At 68.2% G+C, this 16,137-nt stretch carries 17 protein-coding genes and 1 riboswitch; of the genes, 14 read left to right on the top strand and 3 right to left on the bottom strand.

Going from position 1 to position 16,137, the window contains the following annotated elements; genetic code table 11:
• Positions 1–37: 37 nt before the first annotated feature.
• Positions 38–1,102, bottom strand: a complete 1,065-nt coding sequence (locus L5G33_RS05875; RefSeq protein ID WP_236997236.1) for an alpha/beta fold hydrolase — start codon at positions 1,100–1,102, stop codon at positions 38–40.
• 220 nt (positions 1,103–1,322) lie between these two features.
• On the opposite strand from L5G33_RS05875, the gene mihF reads away from it, so the two are divergent.
• The 10 genes from mihF (at position 1,323) to ribD (ending at position 11,425) form a co-directional block, all read left to right on the top strand.
• The gene (mihF, locus tag L5G33_RS05870) at positions 1,323–1,637 is read left to right on the top strand and encodes an integration host factor, actinobacterial type (protein WP_132993466.1); all 315 of its coding nucleotides are present in this window, start codon (positions 1,323–1,325) and stop codon (positions 1,635–1,637) included.
• Positions 1,638–1,639: 2 nt separating this feature from the next.
• Positions 1,640–2,260: a guanylate kinase gene (gene gmk, locus L5G33_RS05865; RefSeq protein ID WP_236997235.1), complete on the top strand. Its 621-nt coding sequence runs from the start codon at positions 1,640–1,642 to the stop codon at positions 2,258–2,260.
• On the top strand, positions 2,261–2,557 hold the full coding sequence (gene rpoZ, locus L5G33_RS05860) for a DNA-directed RNA polymerase subunit omega (RefSeq protein ID WP_236997234.1): 297 nt from the start codon (positions 2,261–2,263) through the stop codon (positions 2,555–2,557).
• An 8-nt stretch (positions 2,558–2,565) separates the two neighbouring features.
• The gene (coaBC, locus tag L5G33_RS05855; RefSeq protein WP_236997233.1) at positions 2,566–3,795 is read left to right on the top strand and encodes a bifunctional phosphopantothenoylcysteine decarboxylase/phosphopantothenate--cysteine ligase CoaBC; all 1,230 of its coding nucleotides are present in this window, start codon (positions 2,566–2,568) and stop codon (positions 3,793–3,795) included.
• A 76-nt stretch (positions 3,796–3,871) separates the two neighbouring features.
• A complete protein-coding gene (metK, locus tag L5G33_RS05850; RefSeq protein WP_236997232.1) occupies positions 3,872–5,086 on the top strand; it encodes a methionine adenosyltransferase in 1,215 nt (404 codons plus the stop codon).
• Between the two features lie 134 nt (positions 5,087–5,220).
• Complete coding sequence (locus L5G33_RS05845; RefSeq protein WP_236997630.1) at positions 5,221–7,161, top strand: primosomal protein N'; 1,941 nt, start codon at positions 5,221–5,223, stop codon at positions 7,159–7,161.
• Positions 7,162–7,163: 2 nt separating this feature from the next.
• Complete coding sequence (gene fmt, locus L5G33_RS05840; RefSeq protein ID WP_236997231.1) at positions 7,164–8,105, top strand: methionyl-tRNA formyltransferase; 942 nt, start codon at positions 7,164–7,166, stop codon at positions 8,103–8,105.
• Complete coding sequence (locus L5G33_RS05835) at positions 8,102–9,556, top strand: RsmB/NOP family class I SAM-dependent RNA methyltransferase (protein ID WP_236997230.1); 1,455 nt, start codon at positions 8,102–8,104, stop codon at positions 9,554–9,556. The genes fmt and L5G33_RS05835 overlap by 4 nt, the downstream gene beginning before the upstream one ends.
• A gap of 154 nt (positions 9,557–9,710) precedes the next feature.
• A complete protein-coding gene (gene rpe, locus L5G33_RS05830; RefSeq protein WP_236997229.1) occupies positions 9,711–10,415 on the top strand; it encodes a ribulose-phosphate 3-epimerase in 705 nt (234 codons plus the stop codon).
• A gap of 5 nt (positions 10,416–10,420) precedes the next feature.
• Positions 10,421–11,425 (top strand): bifunctional diaminohydroxyphosphoribosylaminopyrimidine deaminase/5-amino-6-(5-phosphoribosylamino)uracil reductase RibD, encoded by a 1,005-nt coding sequence (gene ribD / locus L5G33_RS05825; protein WP_236997228.1) that lies wholly within the window; start codon positions 10,421–10,423, stop codon positions 11,423–11,425.
• Between the two features lie 50 nt (positions 11,426–11,475).
• Here the strand turns inward: ribD and L5G33_RS05820 are convergent, their stop codons facing one another.
• Entirely contained in the window at positions 11,476–11,838 is a 363-nt protein-coding gene (locus L5G33_RS05820) for a LapA family protein (protein ID WP_236997227.1), read from the bottom strand.
• A gap of 126 nt (positions 11,839–11,964) precedes the next feature.
• Positions 11,965–12,115, top strand: a riboswitch (FMN riboswitch).
• A gap of 58 nt (positions 12,116–12,173) precedes the next feature.
• Here L5G33_RS05820 and L5G33_RS05815 point away from each other — a divergent pair.
• From L5G33_RS05815 to L5G33_RS05800, 4 genes are read left to right on the top strand one after another with little or no spacing between them, the layout of a single operon-like run.
• Complete coding sequence (locus L5G33_RS05815; protein ID WP_236997226.1) at positions 12,174–12,797, top strand: riboflavin synthase; 624 nt, start codon at positions 12,174–12,176, stop codon at positions 12,795–12,797.
• Positions 12,797–14,104: a bifunctional 3,4-dihydroxy-2-butanone-4-phosphate synthase/GTP cyclohydrolase II gene (locus tag L5G33_RS05810; protein ID WP_265742567.1), complete on the top strand. Its 1,308-nt coding sequence runs from the start codon at positions 12,797–12,799 to the stop codon at positions 14,102–14,104. Before L5G33_RS05815 ends, L5G33_RS05810 begins: the two co-directional genes overlap by 1 nt.
• The gene (ribH, locus tag L5G33_RS05805; protein WP_236997225.1) at positions 14,101–14,571 is read left to right on the top strand and encodes a 6,7-dimethyl-8-ribityllumazine synthase; all 471 of its coding nucleotides are present in this window, start codon (positions 14,101–14,103) and stop codon (positions 14,569–14,571) included. The genes L5G33_RS05810 and ribH overlap by 4 nt, the downstream gene beginning before the upstream one ends.
• Positions 14,568–15,032: a PH domain-containing protein gene (locus L5G33_RS05800; protein ID WP_236997224.1), complete on the top strand. Its 465-nt coding sequence runs from the start codon at positions 14,568–14,570 to the stop codon at positions 15,030–15,032. The genes ribH and L5G33_RS05800 overlap by 4 nt, the downstream gene beginning before the upstream one ends.
• Here the strand turns inward: L5G33_RS05800 and L5G33_RS05795 are convergent, their stop codons facing one another.
• Complete coding sequence (locus tag L5G33_RS05795; protein WP_236997223.1) at positions 15,033–15,860, bottom strand: hypothetical protein; 828 nt, start codon at positions 15,858–15,860, stop codon at positions 15,033–15,035.
• Positions 15,861–16,137 lie beyond the last annotated feature (277 nt).

The following is a 16,137-nucleotide window of genomic DNA, read 5'->3' as shown; positions in this document are numbered from 1 at the left end:
GCAGAGCGTGCAGGGAGACTACCGTGCAGGGAGACTACTAGGCGAGCGAGGTCACCAGGGACTCGCGGAACGCTGCGATCGCCGGCCATGTGTGCGCCTGCGCGTCGGCCCCGGTCAATAGGCCGAGGTGGCTGGATTCGACAGTGTGGAACTCGACGTGCGACGACGAGGTGAGAAGCTTCTCACCGTAGCGGGCCGCGGCATGACTGACGATCGCGTCGCGGTGCGAACCGACGAGGAACACCGGCGCCGAGATAGCCCTCAGGTCGACGGTGTGGCCGCCGAGGTGCAGTACACCTTCACCGACCTCGTTGCGCACCACCAGATTCACCAGCATTTGCTCGCTCAGCTTCCCCGAGTAGCCGGGCATCGCATCCTGAAAACGGTCGATCACCTGCATGCGGACCAGAGCCTCGTGATCGTCGAGATTGTCGAGAATGTACTTCGGCTTGCGGAGTTCGCGCTGCCACGCCGTCGCACGATACGACAGCTGGACGAGGGGAGCGGGAATGCCGCCGAGCGCCTTCAACACGTAGTCGATCGGCTTCCCGTCGGTCGGTGCGAGCACTGAGCGGACTGCGGCGTACATCGGCATCTTCGAGTAGTTCAACGGCGTACCGACCGTGATGATCGACCGGATCGGAAGATCGCGGCGATGCGCAGCCGTCAACAACGACAACGTGCCGCCGAGACTCCAGCCGAGAAGATCGACAGTATTCGAACCGGCCCGGAAATCGCCGATCGCGTCCGCGATCGCACGCGGAACGAAGCCGTCGAAGTAGTCCTCGAAACCGAGTCGGCGCGCCGCGTCACCGAAATCGACGACGTACGGAATGGTCCCCGCCGACAACAGGAACTCGACGACCGAGTTCGCCGGATCGACGCCCGGAGCCAGGTCGTAACACGATGCCGGAACCGCTAACGGCGGCACGAGGACGACGGGAACCGCACCTGCTTCACGGGCCGCGTCGAACTGATCGCGGGTCCCATACCTGCGAAGACGTCCGTGCGGGCGGTCACTGACGGTCACCGATTCGGTCGCGGTCCGGGGAGCATAGTCGTCTCGCAGAACGCGGGCGAGTGTACGCAGGTCGCTGAGCATGGACGCACACGGTACTACCAGAGGAGTTTCTGCGGCGCGCCCGGGGTGGAGGGTGCGAAGTGCCGGTGGCAGCGGGTACCGTTTGTGCTGGTCTCGGCGGCGAGCGTTACGATCGCCGAAGTACGTGAAGTCCTGATGGGCCTCACGACGAAACCACCGACCGATGTTGATAGCGTCGATCGGACCAACTGAACCCGCAGAAACGAAAGACGGAGGAACCGTGGCTCTTCCCCAGTTGACTGACGAGCAGCGCGCTGCTGCGCTCGAGAAGGCGGCTGCAGCCCGCCGCGTGCGTGCCGAGCTCAAGGAACGCCTCAAGCGTGGCGGCACGGACCTCAAGCAGGTCCTGGCCGACGCCGAGAACGACGAGATCCTCGGCAAGATGAAGGTTTCGGCTCTGCTCGAAGCCCTGCCCAAGGTCGGCAAGGTCAAGGCGCAGGAGATCATGACCGAGCTGGAGATCGCTCCGACCCGCCGTCTGCGCGGACTCGGCGATCGTCAGCGCAAGGCACTGCTCGAGAAGTTCAGCTCCTGAGCGTGCCCGATACGAACACCCGTCCGAGGGGCCGACTAGTAGTTCTGGTCGGCCCCTCGGCCGTCGGGAAGTCCACGGTCGTCCGCCGCCTCCGTGAGGAACTCCCCGATCTGCACTTCAGTGTGTCGGCGACGACGCGCGATCCGCGCCCCGGTGAGGTCGACGGCCGTGATTACCGCTTCGTCACCCGCGATGCGTTCGACGCGATGATCGACGCGGGCGACATGCTCGAATGGGCAGACATCCATGGTGGGCTCCAGCGGTCCGGGACGCCCGCGGCGCCCGTCGAGGCGGCCCTGGCCGACGGTCGTCCGGTGCTCATCGAGGTCGACCTCGTCGGCGCGCGCAACGTGCGCGAGCATCTCGCCGAGGCGATCACGGTGTTCCTGGCGCCGCCGAGCTGGGACGAACTCGTCTCCCGGCTGACGGGGCGGGGCACCGAGAGCAGCGACGCCATCGAGCGTCGTCTGGAGACCGCGCGCGTCGAAATGGCGGCGCAAGACGAGTTCGGACACGTCGTGGTGAACGACGATGTCGACGAAACCGTCGAAAGATTGCTAAACTTGCTGGTCGGGCCGCGGGCGGAAACGCGGTCGGCCGAACAAACTGCGCAGGAGATGTGAGTGACCACTCAGACCGAGATCGACCAGACTGTCGTCGATGAGCCCGTGTACGACACCCCGCTGGGTATCACGAACCCGCCGATCGACGAACTGCTCGAGCGCACGTCGTCGAAGTACGCGCTGGTCATCTATGCCGCCAAGCGTGCACGCCAGATCAACGACTACTACAACCAGCTCGCCGAGGGCATCCTCGAATACGTCGGCCCCCTCGTGGAGCCGGGCGTCCAGGAGAAGCCGCTCTCCATCGCGATGCGCGAGATCCACTCCGATCTGCTCGAGCACACCGAAGGCGAGTAGGCCGACCGGTGTCGCACGTCCTCATCGGGGTCGGCGGGGGGATAGCCGCCTACAAGGTGTGCAGTGTGATTCGTCACTTCACCGAGGCTGGACACGATGTTCGGGTGGTCCCGACGCGGTCCGCGTTGAACTTCGTCGGAGCGGCGACGTTCGAAGCCCTGTCGGGTAACCCCGTCAGCACCGAAGTGTTCGACGATGTCGACGAGGTGGCGCACGTCGCGCTCGGTCGACGAGCGGACCTCGTGGTGATCGCGCCCGCGACGGCCGACCTGATGGCTCGCGCCGTCGCAGGCCGGGCAGACGATCTGCTGACCGCGTCACTGTTGACCGCGACCTGTCCCGTACTGTTCGTCCCCGCGATGCACACCGAGATGTGGCAGCACCCGGCGACCGCGGCGAACGTCGCGACCCTCCGCGACCGCGGAAACACGGTGATGACCCCGGCGAGCGGTCGACTCACGGGCACGGACACCGGTGCGGGGCGGATGCCCGAGCCGAGCGAGATCGGACTGCTCGGCGAGCTCCTCCTCGACCGGCCCGAAGCGCTTCCATACGACCTCGCAGGCCAGCGCATCCTGGTGAGTGCGGGCGGGACCCGTGAACCACTCGACCCGGTCCGCTATCTGGGCAACCACAGTTCCGGTAAGCAGGGGTACGCGCTCGCGCGTGCGGCCGCCCAGCGCGGAGCGCAGGTGACGCTCGTGGCGGGCGCCACCAGCGATCCCGGCGAGCCTGCGGCCGTGGACATCGTCCACATCGAATCGGCGCGCGAACTCGAGCACGAGATGTCCCGGCGTGCCCGCGAAGCCGACGTCGTCATCATGGCGGCGGCCGTCGCGGACTTCCGCCCCGTCGACGTCGCCGGATCGAAAATCAAGAAGGGCGACGACGGCCCTGCGCCCATCCGACTCGACACCAATCCCGACATCCTCGCCGGACTCGTCCGCGCGCGCGGTGCGGGCGACATCGCCCGCGACACGGTGATCGTCGGCTTCGCCGCCGAGACCGGCGACGCCGACGGAGGCGTCCTCGACCACGGTCGAGCCAAGCTCCGTCGCAAAGGCTGTGACCTGCTGGTTGTCAATGCGGTCGGCGACGGCAAAGCATTCGGCACCGAAGACAACGCAGGCTGGATTCTCACCGTCGACGGCAACGAGACAGCCCTTCCGTTCGGGTCGAAGACCTTGATGGCGAGCAGAATCCTTGACGAAGTAGCCGTCATCGTGCCTCATAGTTAGGCACACAGCACCGCTTTGTTCTGATTTGAAGTCAGCAGGGGATGACCCCTGTGATTGAGCACCCCGAGAGGAACCGATGACCGCCTCAGCGTCCCGACTGTTCACCAGCGAATCTGTGACGGAGGGACACCCCGACAAGATTTGCGACGCGATCAGCGACGCGGTGCTCGACGCACTGCTCGCCGTCGACCCCAATGCGAAGGTCGCGGTCGAGACGCTGGTCACCACCGGACAGGTGCATGTGGCAGGCGAAGTCAACACGATCGCCTACGTCGACATCCCGACGATTGTGCGCGAGAAGATCCTCGAGATCGGCTACGACTCGTCCACCAAGGGCTTCGACGGCGCGTCGTGCGGCGTGAACGTGGCCATCGGCGCACAGTCGCCGGAGATCGCGCAGGGGCTCACCGACTCGCACGAGAAGCGCACCGGCGGCGGCGGCGATGACCTGGACCATCAGGGCGCGGGCGACCAGGGACTGATGTTCGGGTACGCGACGGCCGAGACCCCCGAGCTGATGCCGCTGCCCATCGCGTTGGCGCACCGACTCTCCCGCCGTCTCACCGAGGTCCGCAAGACCGGCGTCCTGCCGTACCTGCGGCCCGACGGCAAGACTCAGGTGACGATCGAGTACGCAGGCGACACCCCTGTCCGTCTCGACACCGTCGTCGTATCGACCCAGCACGCCGCCGACATCGACATCGACAACATGCTCGCCCCGGACATCCGCAACCACGTCCTGCAGCCGGTGTTCGACGAACTCGAGCTGCCCGTCGCGCTCGACACCAGCAGCCCGCGACTGCTCGTCAACCCGACCGGCAGCTTCGTGCTCGGCGGGCCGATGGGCGACGCCGGCCTGACCGGCCGAAAGATCATCGTCGACACCTACGGCGGGATGGCCCGCCACGGCGGCGGCGCGTTCTCCGGCAAGGACCCGTCGAAGGTCGACCGCAGCGCCGCCTACGCGATGCGCTGGGTCGCCAAGAACGCCGTCGCTGCAGGTCTGGCCACACGCATCGAGGTCCAGGTCGCGTACGCGATCGGCAAAGCCGCACCGGTCGGCCTGTTCGTCGAAGCGTTCGGCACCGAGACAGTCGACGCGGGCACCATCCAGAAGGCGATCTCGGAGGTCTTCGACCTGCGTCCGGGCGCGATCGTGCGCGATCTCGAACTGCTGCAGCCGATTTACGCCCCGACTGCCGCCTACGGGCACTTCGGCCGTACCGACATCGATCTGCCGTGGGAGCGCACTGACCGCGTCGACGAGCTCCGTCGGGCCGCTGGGCTCTGAGGGGTTTCGACTCCGCTCGACCAGCGAAGGCTGGTTCGAGACCGGCGCGGTGAGGTCAGAACGGCGTGAGTGAGACGAAGGACCGCAATCGGCGGTTGCCCGCACCGGTGCGGCCCGTGGCTCGGGTGCTCCCGATGTTGAGCCTTGCCCACCTGGATCGGCCGTTCGACTACCTGGTCGACGAGAAGACCGATGCCGATGCTCAGCCGGGCGTTCGGGTTCGCGTCCGCTTCTCGGGCCGCCTCGTCGACGGCTTCCTGCTCGAACGGCGCGAGTCGAGCGATCACGGCGGGCAGCTCGCGTGGCTCGATCGCGTCGTATCACCCGAACGCGTGCTGACCGATGATGTCGCCGGCGTGTGCCGGGCCGTCGCCCAGCGCTATGCGGGCACTGTTCCCGACGTGCTCCGCCTGGCGGTTCCGCCCCGGCACGCACGCGTCGAGAAGGAAGCGGTCTGCGCGGGTCCCGTGCCGCCCGTCCAGGCGCCCGACCTCGTCGGCTGGTCGCCGTACACGGCGGGGGAGTCGTTCATCCGCGCAACGGTCGACGGCAGGCATCCTCGCGCGGTGTGGCAGGTACTTCCCGGCGACGATTGGGCCCAGCGGATCGCCGAACTCGTGACCGCCGTCGCAGCGTCCGGGAAAGGCGCGATCGTCGTCGTCCCGGATCAGCGTGACCTCGATCGGCTCGGCACCGCGTGCGAACCGCTGCTCGGTGACCGCTGCGTGATGTTGGCGGCCGGCCTCGGCCCTACCGCTCGCTATCGACGGTGGCTGTCAGTGCTGCGCGGTCAAGGGTGTGTGGTGATCGGCACCCGCAGCGCGATGTTCGCGCCCGTCGCCGACCTCGCATTGACGGTCGTGTTCGACGACGGCGACTCAAGCCTCCAAGAACCGCGCACACCGTACCCGCATCCCCGTGAGGTCGCAGTACTCCGAGCACACGCGGCGGACGCGGCGCTGCTCATCGGCGGATACGCGCGTACCGCCGAGGCTCAGGCGCTCGTCGAATCCGGGTGGGCGCACGACCTCGTCGCCCCGCGTGAGACGGTCCGCGCCGCTGCCCCGCGAATCGAGGGCGTCGCCGACGACGACCGACGACTCGGCGGCGACCCGCTCGCCAGGTCGGCGCGCATCCCGTCGACGGCGTTCGACGCGGCCCGCACGTCACTCGCTGCCGGATCCGCGGTGCTGTTCAGCGTGCCACGACGCGGCTACCTGCCGTCCGTGGCGTGCGCGCGGTGCCGCGCCCACGCGCGATGCCGCCAGTGCGGGGGGCCGCTGTCGATGAACGATCGCGGCGACATGTCGTGCCGATGGTGCGGTCGCCCGGAACTCCGCTTCGTCTGTCCTGCCTGCGGTGGAAAGGCCGTGCGCGCGTTGATGATCGGCGACAAGCGGACCGCCGAAGAACTGGGGCGGGCATTCCCCGGAGTCCCGGTGGTCACCTCCGGCGGCGACAAGATCGTCGACGAGATCCCGGCAGGCCCGCGCGTGGTCGTCGCGACGCCCGGTGCCGCGCCGCGAGCACCGGACGGTTACGGCTCGGCGATCCTGCTCGACACCTGGGCTCAGCTCGACCGGGAAGACCTGCGGGCGGGGGAGGACGCTATCCGCATGTGGATGGGCGTGGCATCACTGGTTCGTGCCAAAGGCGACGGCGGCCGCGTCGTGATCGTCGCCGACGCGGCCGGTCCCGCCGTGCAGGCGTTGATCTCGTGGAACCCCGTCGGGTTCGCGGCCGCGGACCTCGCCCAGCGGGACGAGCTCGGCTTTCCGCCCGCGGTCACGATGGCCTCGGTGGACGGCCCGGGGCCGGCCATCACCGCCTTCGTCGAGATGCTCGACCTGCCGGCCGGTGCGGAGACCCTCGGCCCGGTCCCGCTCCCGGCAGGTGCCCGCAGACCAGCCGGGATGGACGCCGACGGCGACGTCGAACGTCTGCTCCTGCGTGCCCCGCGCAGCGTCGGACGTCAACTGGCCGATGCACTACGCGCGGGGCAGACCGTGCGCCACGCACGGCACGACGACACCGCGGGCATCCGCGTCCAGATCGACCCGCCTACGATTGGGTGATTATGAGACTGGTCTTCGCGGGCACGCCCGACGTCGCGGTGCCGACGCTGCGTGCACTGATCGATACGCCCGACCACGATGTCGTAGGAGTGATCACCCGTCCCGACACCACCGCGGGCCGCGGACGACGCGTGGTCCGCTCGGACGTTGGATCCGTCGCGGATGCGGCGGGCATCGACGTCCTGACGCCGCGCCGCATGTCTGATCCCGAGGTGGCGCAGGCCTTGGCCCGGTGGGCGCCGGACCTCGGCGTCGTGGTCGCGTACGGCGGGCTGATCCCGCAGGACGTGCTCGACCTGCTGCCGCACGGCTGGATCAACCTCCATTTCTCGATCCTGCCCGCGTGGCGTGGCGCGGCGCCGGTCCAAGCGTCGATAGCCGCCGGCGACGAGGTCACCGGCGCGAGCGTCTTCGCCCTCGAAGCGGGGCTCGACACCGGTCCCGTGTACGGAACATTGACCGAGCCGATCCGACCGACGGACACCGCAGGCGATCTGCTCGGGCGACTCTCCGAATCCGGCTCCGGGCTGACCAAGGCCGTCGTCGACGGCATCGCGGCGGGCGAACTCGCCGCGGTGCCGCAGGGCGTCGACGGGATCTCCCATGCCGCCAAGATCACGGTCGACGACGCACGCGTCCGATGGGATCTGCCGTCGCACCTGGTGGATCGCGCGATCCGCGCGCACACGCCCGCTCCCGGCGCGTGGACGGCGCTCGGGGACACTCGACTCAAACTCGGTGCGGTGACGTCTGCCGACGACGACCCGGCGGTCCCCGGACCGCTCACCGTCGGGCAACTCGGCGTGACCAAAAAGGCCGTGTTCGTCGGCACCGGGACCGGCGCGGTCCGACTCAGTACGGTGCAGGCGCCAGGCAAGAAGGCGATGAACGCGGCCGACTGGGCGCGCGGCACACGAATCGACGAGAACGGACGGCTCGCATGACACAGGGCGGACAGGGAGTTCAGGGCGGACGGGGAGTTCAGGGCGGACGGGGATCTGGACGCGGCAAGAGCAGGGACCCCAAGACCAGGGATAAGGCCACCGACCCCGCGCGTCGCGTCGCCCTCGACGTTCTCCGCGCAGTCCGACGCGACGACGCGTACGCGAACCTGCTGTTGCCGCGCCTCCTGCGCGAACGCGGCCTCGATCGGCGCGACAAAGCGCTGGCCACCGAACTGACCTACGGGACCGCGCGCACCGCCGGTCTGCTCGACCTGATCATCGCCTCCGCTGCCGGCCGCGCGATCTCCGAGATCGACGGCGACCTGCTCGACGTACTCCGTCTCGGCTCGTATCAACTGCTCCGCACCCGGATCGGCTCGCATGCCGCCGTGTCGACGTCCGTCGACCTCGTCCGCGCCGAACACGGCATGGGTCAGGCCGGATTCGTGAACGCGGTGCTCCGCAAGGTGTCGCAACGCGACGAGCAGATGTGGATCGACGTCGTCGCACCGTCGATGGTCGACGACATCGTCGGTCATCTCGCGGTCACGTATGCGCATCCGCGGTGGATTGCCGAGGTGTTCGCCGAGTCCCTCGGGTCGATCGGCGAACTGCAGGCCGCACTCGCCGCCGACGACCAACGACCGATCGTCCACCTCGTAGCGCGCCCCGGGCAGATCACCGCAGAGGAGTTGGCGCTGATCAGCGGCGGCGAGGAGGGACGGCTGTCGCCGTACTGCGTCTACCTGCCCGAAGGCGACCCGGGATCGCTGGACGCCGTTCGCGACGGGTTCGCCGGGGTGCAGGATGAGGGCAGTCAACTCGTCGCACTCGCGCTCACCCGCGCCGACGTCGGAGAGGACGCGGGCCGGTGGCTGGACCTGTGCGCCGGGCCGGGTGGCAAAGCCGCGCTCCTGGGCTCGCTCGCCGACCTCGACGGCGCAGGCCTCGACGCCGTCGAAGTGTCCGAGCACCGCGCCAAGCTCATCGAGAACATCGTCGACGGACTACCCGTCACCGTGCACATCGCCGACGGTCGCGACAGCGGCCTGGAGCCCGGCTTCGACCGGATCCTCGTCGACGCGCCGTGCTCCGGCCTCGGATCGCTTCGCCGACGGCCGGAGGCACGATGGCGACGCACGCCCGAAGAAGTCCCCCAACTCGTCGAACTGCAGACCCAACTGCTCACCGAGGCGATGCGGCTGGTCCGACCGGGCGGCGTCGTCGTGTACTCGACGTGCTCACCGCATCCGGCCGAGACGACCGGCGTCGTGGCCGCAGTCCTCGGCGCGGTCGACGGCGCCGAGCAACTCGACGCACGGCCGCTCGTCGCGGGCGACGCGGTCGAACCCGAGAGTCTCGGCTCCGGACCGCACGTCCAGCTGTGGCCGCACCGTCAGGACACCGACGCGATGTTCATGGCGGTGCTCCGCAAGCCGGTCACACACTGACAGTGATGTAGCGAGACCGGGATGCCGCGGCACTGGGATTCCACGGTGCTGGGATGTCACGGTGCTGGGATGTCACGCGGTACTGGGGTGCCACTCGGTTCCGGGATGTCGCGCAGTTCCCGACGGCGGCCCGCGTTCTCGTAGACTGCTCCGCATGTGCAATCCCGCCCGCCCGGCTCCGATGATCGCCCCGTCCATCCTGTCCGCCGATTTCGCCGCTCTCGGTGCCGAGATCGCCGCGGTCGGCCCGTCCGACGTCGACCCCGGCGTCGACTGGGTGCACGTGGACGTGATGGACAACCATTTCGTCCCGAACCTGACCCTCGGCATGCCCGTCGTCGAGAGCCTGCTCAAAGCGACGGACATCCCGCTCGACTGCCACCTGATGATCGACGATCCCGGTCGTTGGGCTCCGCCGTACGCCGAAGCGGGAGCGCACAACGTGACGTTCCACGCGGAAGCGACCGACGATCCGTCGAGCGTCGCGCGAGACATCCGTGCAGCAGGCGGAAAGGCTGGGCTCGCGATCAAGCCGGGTACCGCGCTGGAGCCGTACCTCGAGATCCTCCGCGACTTCGACACCCTCCTGGTGATGAGTGTCGAGCCGGGCTTCGGCGGACAGAAGTTCATGCCCGAAGTACTCGACAAGGTCCGCACCATCCGCAAGATCATCGACGGCGGCGCCCTGCAACTGCTCGTCGAAATCGACGGCGGGATCTCCGACTCGACCATCGAGCAGGCGGCCGAAGCCGGCGTCGACTGCTTCGTCGCGGGCTCGGCCGTTTATGGCGGCGACGACCCGGCGGCTCGCGTCGCCGAACTGCGACGCAAGGCCACCGCAGTCCGCGTGAACGCCTGACCGGCATGATTGAGACCGCGATGCGGCAAGCCGTCGGCGTCTCCGCCGACGCGCGCGGCGCGAGTTCGCCCAACCCTCCGGTCGGCGCGGTGATCCTCGACGCCGACGGGTTGGTCGTCGGCGTCGGGCGCACCCAGCCGCCGGGCGGGCCGCACGCGGAGGTGATGGCATTGCGGGAGGCGGGAGACGCCGCGCTCGGCGGCACCGCGGTCGTCACACTCGAACCGTGCAACCACACCGGTCGCACCGGTCCGTGCGCGCACGCATTGATCGATGCCGGCGTCGCCGCCGTCCACTACGGTGTCGCCGACCCCAACCCGTCGGCGGCAGGCGGCGCACAGACCCTGCGGGCAGCCGGAGTCGAGGTGTCCGGTGGCGTCCTCGAAACGGAAGTCCGTCGTGGACCGCTGCGTGGCTGGCTGCGCCGCCAGGAGTCCGGGCGCCCGTACGTCACGGTGAAGATCGCGGCGACCGTCGACGGTCGGATCGCTGCGGCCGACGGGACCAGCCAGTGGATCACCGGGGCCGCCGCGCGTGAGCACGCGCATGCGCAGCGGGCCGCCGTCGACGCGATCATCGTCGGGACCGGGACCGCGCTCGCCGACGATCCGTCGCTGACCGCGCGACGCGCCGACGGATCGCTGTATCCGCACCAGCCGACCCGGGTCGTGATGGGATGGCGCGCGGTCGGCGCGACGGCACGGCTGCGCGACGGGACGTCGCCGTTCGTGCAGGTTCGGAGTCACGACCCCCACGAGGTGCTCGCCATGCTGCCGGATGCGCTCGCGGTTATCGTCGAAGGCGGACCCGCGATCGTCGGAGCTTTTCTCGCTGCCGACCTCGCCGACGAGGTGCACGCGTATCTCGCACCGACCATCCTCGGCCACGGTGCGGCAGCGGTCACCGACACGTCGGTGACGACGCTGGCGCAGGCGCATCGTTTCCGCCGCGAGTCGGTGACCGAACTCGCGGACGATCTGTTGGTGACCCTCATGCGGGACCAGAACTGAGTGCGGGACCAGACCGGACCAGAACTGAGTGCGGGACCAGACCGGACCAGTCAGTCCTGCTGGCGACGCCCGACGAACCAACCGACCACGAAACCGACGAGGACCGTGACCGTCAACGTCAGCCACAACGGCGAACTGACGGTCACCCAGCCGAGTGTCAGATCGGCGCTGTTCGTGTTCGTGAGGATGAAAACGATCACGAGAATGACGAGAATTATCGCGATCCAGTACCGCTTGACGAACGCCAAGACCTCGCGACTCGGCTTCCGGCCGTTCGCGGCGGCACGTCGACGCGGCGCGCGGCCTGCGGTGCTGGCCGACCCGAGACCGTCAGTAGGCCCGAACTGATGCTTAGGCCCGAACTCATTTTTAGGCCCGAACTCATTTTTAGGCCCGAACTCATTTTTAGGCATGGGGGCGGTGGCCTCGCAGTCTTGTCGGGCGGGCTCGGCGTTTTGGCCCGGCGTGAATCTATCTAACACCGCAGGCCGGAACTGGTGCGCGCGACACGTCGTGCCGCCAGCGTGCTACCTTCGAAAGGTAGTTCTCGGGGCGGGGTGAAAGTCCCCACCGGCGGTGATGCCCGGCAACGGGTCGAGCCCGCGAGCGCTCGCACCTCGTGTGCGGGGACAGCAGATTCCGGTGTGATTCCGGAGCCGACGGTCATAGTCCGGATACGAGAGAACGGCAGTGCGGCACGGTGCCGCGACCTGTCTGTCCCGAGCGCTCGCGTGCAAAAGGAGAGACGGTGTTCACCGGAATCGTTGAGGAACGCGGCGAGATCGTCGGCCGCGAAGACCTTGAAGAAGCCGCACGTTTCCGCATTCGCGGACCCCTCGTCACCAGCGACGCGTCCTTTGGCGACTCGATCGCGGTGAACGGCGTGTGTCTGACCGTCGTCGAACTCGGCGACGCGGACTTCGTCGTCGACGTGATGGCCGAGACCTTGAAACGCAGCTCGTTGGACGCCCTGTCCGCAGGAGCGCCGGTCAATCTGGAACGAGCGATGGCCGCAGACGGCCGATTCGGCGGACACATCGTGCAAGGCCACGTCGACGGAGTCGGCTCGGTGGTCTCGGTGTCGCCGAGCGAGAACTGGACCGTGGTACGTGTCGCGGTGCCCGCCGATCTCGCCAGATACGTGGTCGAGAAGGGATCGATCACCGTGGACGGTATCTCCTTGACGGTCTCGAGCATCGGCGCCGACGCGGAATACGGCGATTGGCTCGAAGTGTCGTTGATACCGACGACACTCGCCGAGACCACGCTCGGGACAGTGACGACCGGCGTCCACGTGAACCTGGAAGTCGATGTGATCGCGAAGTACGTCGAGCGCCTGCAGAGCGCCGGCACGGACGGAGGACAGCGCTGATGAGCGAGAAGAATGAGAATCGTGCCGTGTTGGACTCGGTGGAGCGGGCGATCGCCGACATCGCGGCGGGCAAAGCCGTCGTCGTCGTCGACGACGAGGACCGCGAGAACGAAGGCGACCTGATCTTCGCCGCCGAGAAGGCGACACCCGAGCTGGTCGCGTTCATGGTCCGCTACACCTCCGGGTACCTGTGCGTGCCGTTGGAAGGGGACGACTGCGACCGTCTCGGCCTGCCGCCGATGTTCTCGCAGAACCAGGACAAGCACGGCACCGCGTACACGGTGACCGTCGATGCCCGCGACGGCGTCACCACCGGTATCAGTGCGGCCGACCGCGCGACGACGATGCGTCTGCTCGCCGACCCTGCCGCGACGGCACAGGAGCTGACCCGTCCCGGCCACGTGGTGCCGCTGCGCGCGAAAGAGGGCGGAGTCCTGCGTCGCCCCGGACATACCGAGGCCGCCGTCGACCTGGCCAAGCTCGCCGGGCTCCGACCCGCAGGCGCCATCTGCGAGATCGTGTCGCAGAAGGAGGACGGTTCGATGGCGCAGACCGACGAGCTGCGCGTCTTCGCCGATGAGCACGATCTCGCCATGATCTCGATCGCCGACCTCATCTCGTGGCGCCGCCGCAACGAGAAGCACGTCGAACGCGTCGCCGACGCCCGCATCCCGACCACCCACGGCACGTTCCGCGCCGTCGGTTACTCCAGTCCGTACGACGAAGCCGAGCACGTCGCCCTCGTGATGGGCGACATCACCGGCGACGACGGCACCGGCGAGGACGTCCTCGTCCGCGTCCACTCGGAGTGTCTGACCGGCGACGTGTTCGGGTCGCTGCGGTGCGACTGCGGCCCGCAACTCGACGCCGCTCTGGAGATGGTCGCCGCCGAAGGTCGCGGCATCGTCCTGTACATGCGCGGCCACGAAGGGCGCGGCATCGGTCTCATGCACAAGCTGCAGGCGTACCAGTTGCAGGATGCGGGAGCGGACACCGTCGACGCCAACCTCGAGCTCGGCCTGCCCGCCGACGCCCGCGACTACGGTCTCGGCGCGCAGATCCTCGTCGACCTCGGTGTGCGGTCCATGCGTCTGCTCACGAACAACCCGGCGAAGCGAGTCGGGCTCGACGGATACGGTCTGCAGATCGTCGACCGCGTCCCGATGCCGTTGCGCGCCAACGCCGAGAACCTTCGATACTTGAAGACCAAACGTGACCGGATGGGCCATCTGCTCGACGGACTCGATGACTTCGACACCCCGGCCATCCAGGGTCGGGCAATTCAGGAGAACGGGGAAGGCGCATGAGCGGCAGCGGAGAACCGACCCTCGACCTCGACGACGCGACCGGCTTGACGGTCGCGATCGCGGCGTCGCAGTGGCACGAGACGATCTGCACAGCCCTCCTCGACGGCGCGGTGCGCGCCGCAGGACGCGCGGGAGTCACCGATCCGACCGTGGTGCGGGTTGCCGGAGCGATCGAACTGCCGGTGATCGTGCAGGCGCTCGCCCGCACCCACGACGTCGTCGTCGCGTTGGGAGTAGTCATCAAGGGAGGAACTCCACACTTCGAGTACGTGTGCGACGCGGTGACCGCCGGACTGACCCGTGTGTCGCTGGACGAGTCGACGCCGGTCGGCAACGGCGTCCTCACCACTCTGACCGAACAGCAGGCGCTCGACCGGGCTGGACTGCCCGAGTCGGACGAAGACAAAGGCGCACAGGCGATGACCGCCGCGATCGCGTCGGCGTTGACGCTCCGGAAGTTGGCGTGAACCCCGATTCGACGCCCGCCGACCAGTGGGACCTGGTGTACACGCCGCGTTGGATCCGGCGCGTCGCGTTCTGGGCGGCGGGCGTCGTCATCGCGATCCACTTGACGTTCGGGCTACTCCTGGACATCTCCTACACAGGGGTCGGTGTCGGCTGGTCGGACAAGATCGGTCTCATCGCCGTCGGTTTCGTCGTCGCGGGAGTGTGCCTGATGCCGACCCGGGCGCGTCTGCGTGTCGGCCCCGCCGGCGTCGGCGTCCGCAATCTCGTCGGTGAGCGTCTGTGGGAATGGGACGACGTCCAAGGTCTCGAATACCCGGAGAAGGGGTGGTCTGCCCACCTCCTGCTCCCGTACGACGAGCACATCCCGGTGCTCGCGGTACAGGCGCGCGACGCTGAACGTGCCATCGATGCGATGACTCGTTTCCGCGAACTGCAGGGCGAGTACGCGCCTGCGCGCTGATCACGCCGCGCGACTCAGATCGACCGGGACGACGACCTCCAGCGCACGGTTCCGCACCCGACGGAACACGTTGTCGGGGGTCTGCTTCGGCATGACGATCGTGAATCGCGGTTCGTCGACCGGCTGCTGTGCATCGGCCCGCCAGAACACCGGAGCCCAGGCCGCCGGTATCGCCGCCAGCACGTCGGACATTCCCTGGAGAGCGGCGAGATCGTCGCCTCGATCCCACGACACGTTCCCGTTCTTCTGCGCGGAGACGAGCTGACGCGGCCGCGTCGGGACAGTGCGGGCGTACTTGTCCAGCAGGGACGCGGTCGCGAACACGTCTCCAGTCGTGTCGACGTGGATCGAGGTCCCGAAGTCGGTGAGATCGGTCAGGCCGGAGGAGTCGGCGGCTAACGCCCGAACCGCGGCGACCCGTTCGACGAGTTCCGGCTCGCTCTGGCTCGTCCCGGAGACCGGTTCCAGATGTAGGGAGACCGACGCCTCGCCGCCGGAACCGTTCGTCGCCGAGAACCGCAGCACGACATCGTGCCGTTCGACGCTGCGCTCGGGCGGGTGCGAGACCAACTGTTCGGCGACGGCCGCGACCTGAGCGTCCGACAGTCCGCCGCGCAGAGTGACCAGCGAATTCACCGTGCCGTCCGACAGGACCGCGTTATGCCCGGAGACTGTGGCGCCCTCGACGTCGGGCAGGGATCGTGCGAACCCGGCGTACTCGTCGGCGTACCGGTCGGCGTTGTCGAACGAACACCCCGTTAACAGTCCGCCGAGCAGCACGGTCAGCGCCAACACACATGTCGGCAGCAGACGAGTGCATGGCCTCATGGATCGACTGTACGGCTCGCCGCCGGTTCAGACAGTCGGTCGCGCCGACAGCTGCCGCCCTCGTAATCGAACAGAGTTTCTTGTCAGGGGTGAGTTGTAGCATATTGGTAGTTCTCGGGTAGCGCCGGGGGCGGGGGTTGTTTGACAAGTTGATAGCGCGCCGCAGTCCGGGCGAACCCGTTTCACGACTGCTCGTTCCTCGGGGAGAATGCGAGCCGCGGGAGGAGTGCGGCGGCTGTGGCCGGGGTGATGTCCCGGCAGGTGGTGCCCTGTCGTG

Origin of the sequence: Gordonia liuliyuniae, from assembly GCF_021738805.1 — a bacterium.
Taxonomy (GTDB): Bacteria; Actinomycetota; Actinomycetes; order Mycobacteriales; family Mycobacteriaceae; genus Gordonia; species Gordonia liuliyuniae.
The sequence above is the reverse complement of the archived record's forward strand: the minus strand, read 5'-3'. Positions and strand labels throughout refer to the sequence as shown.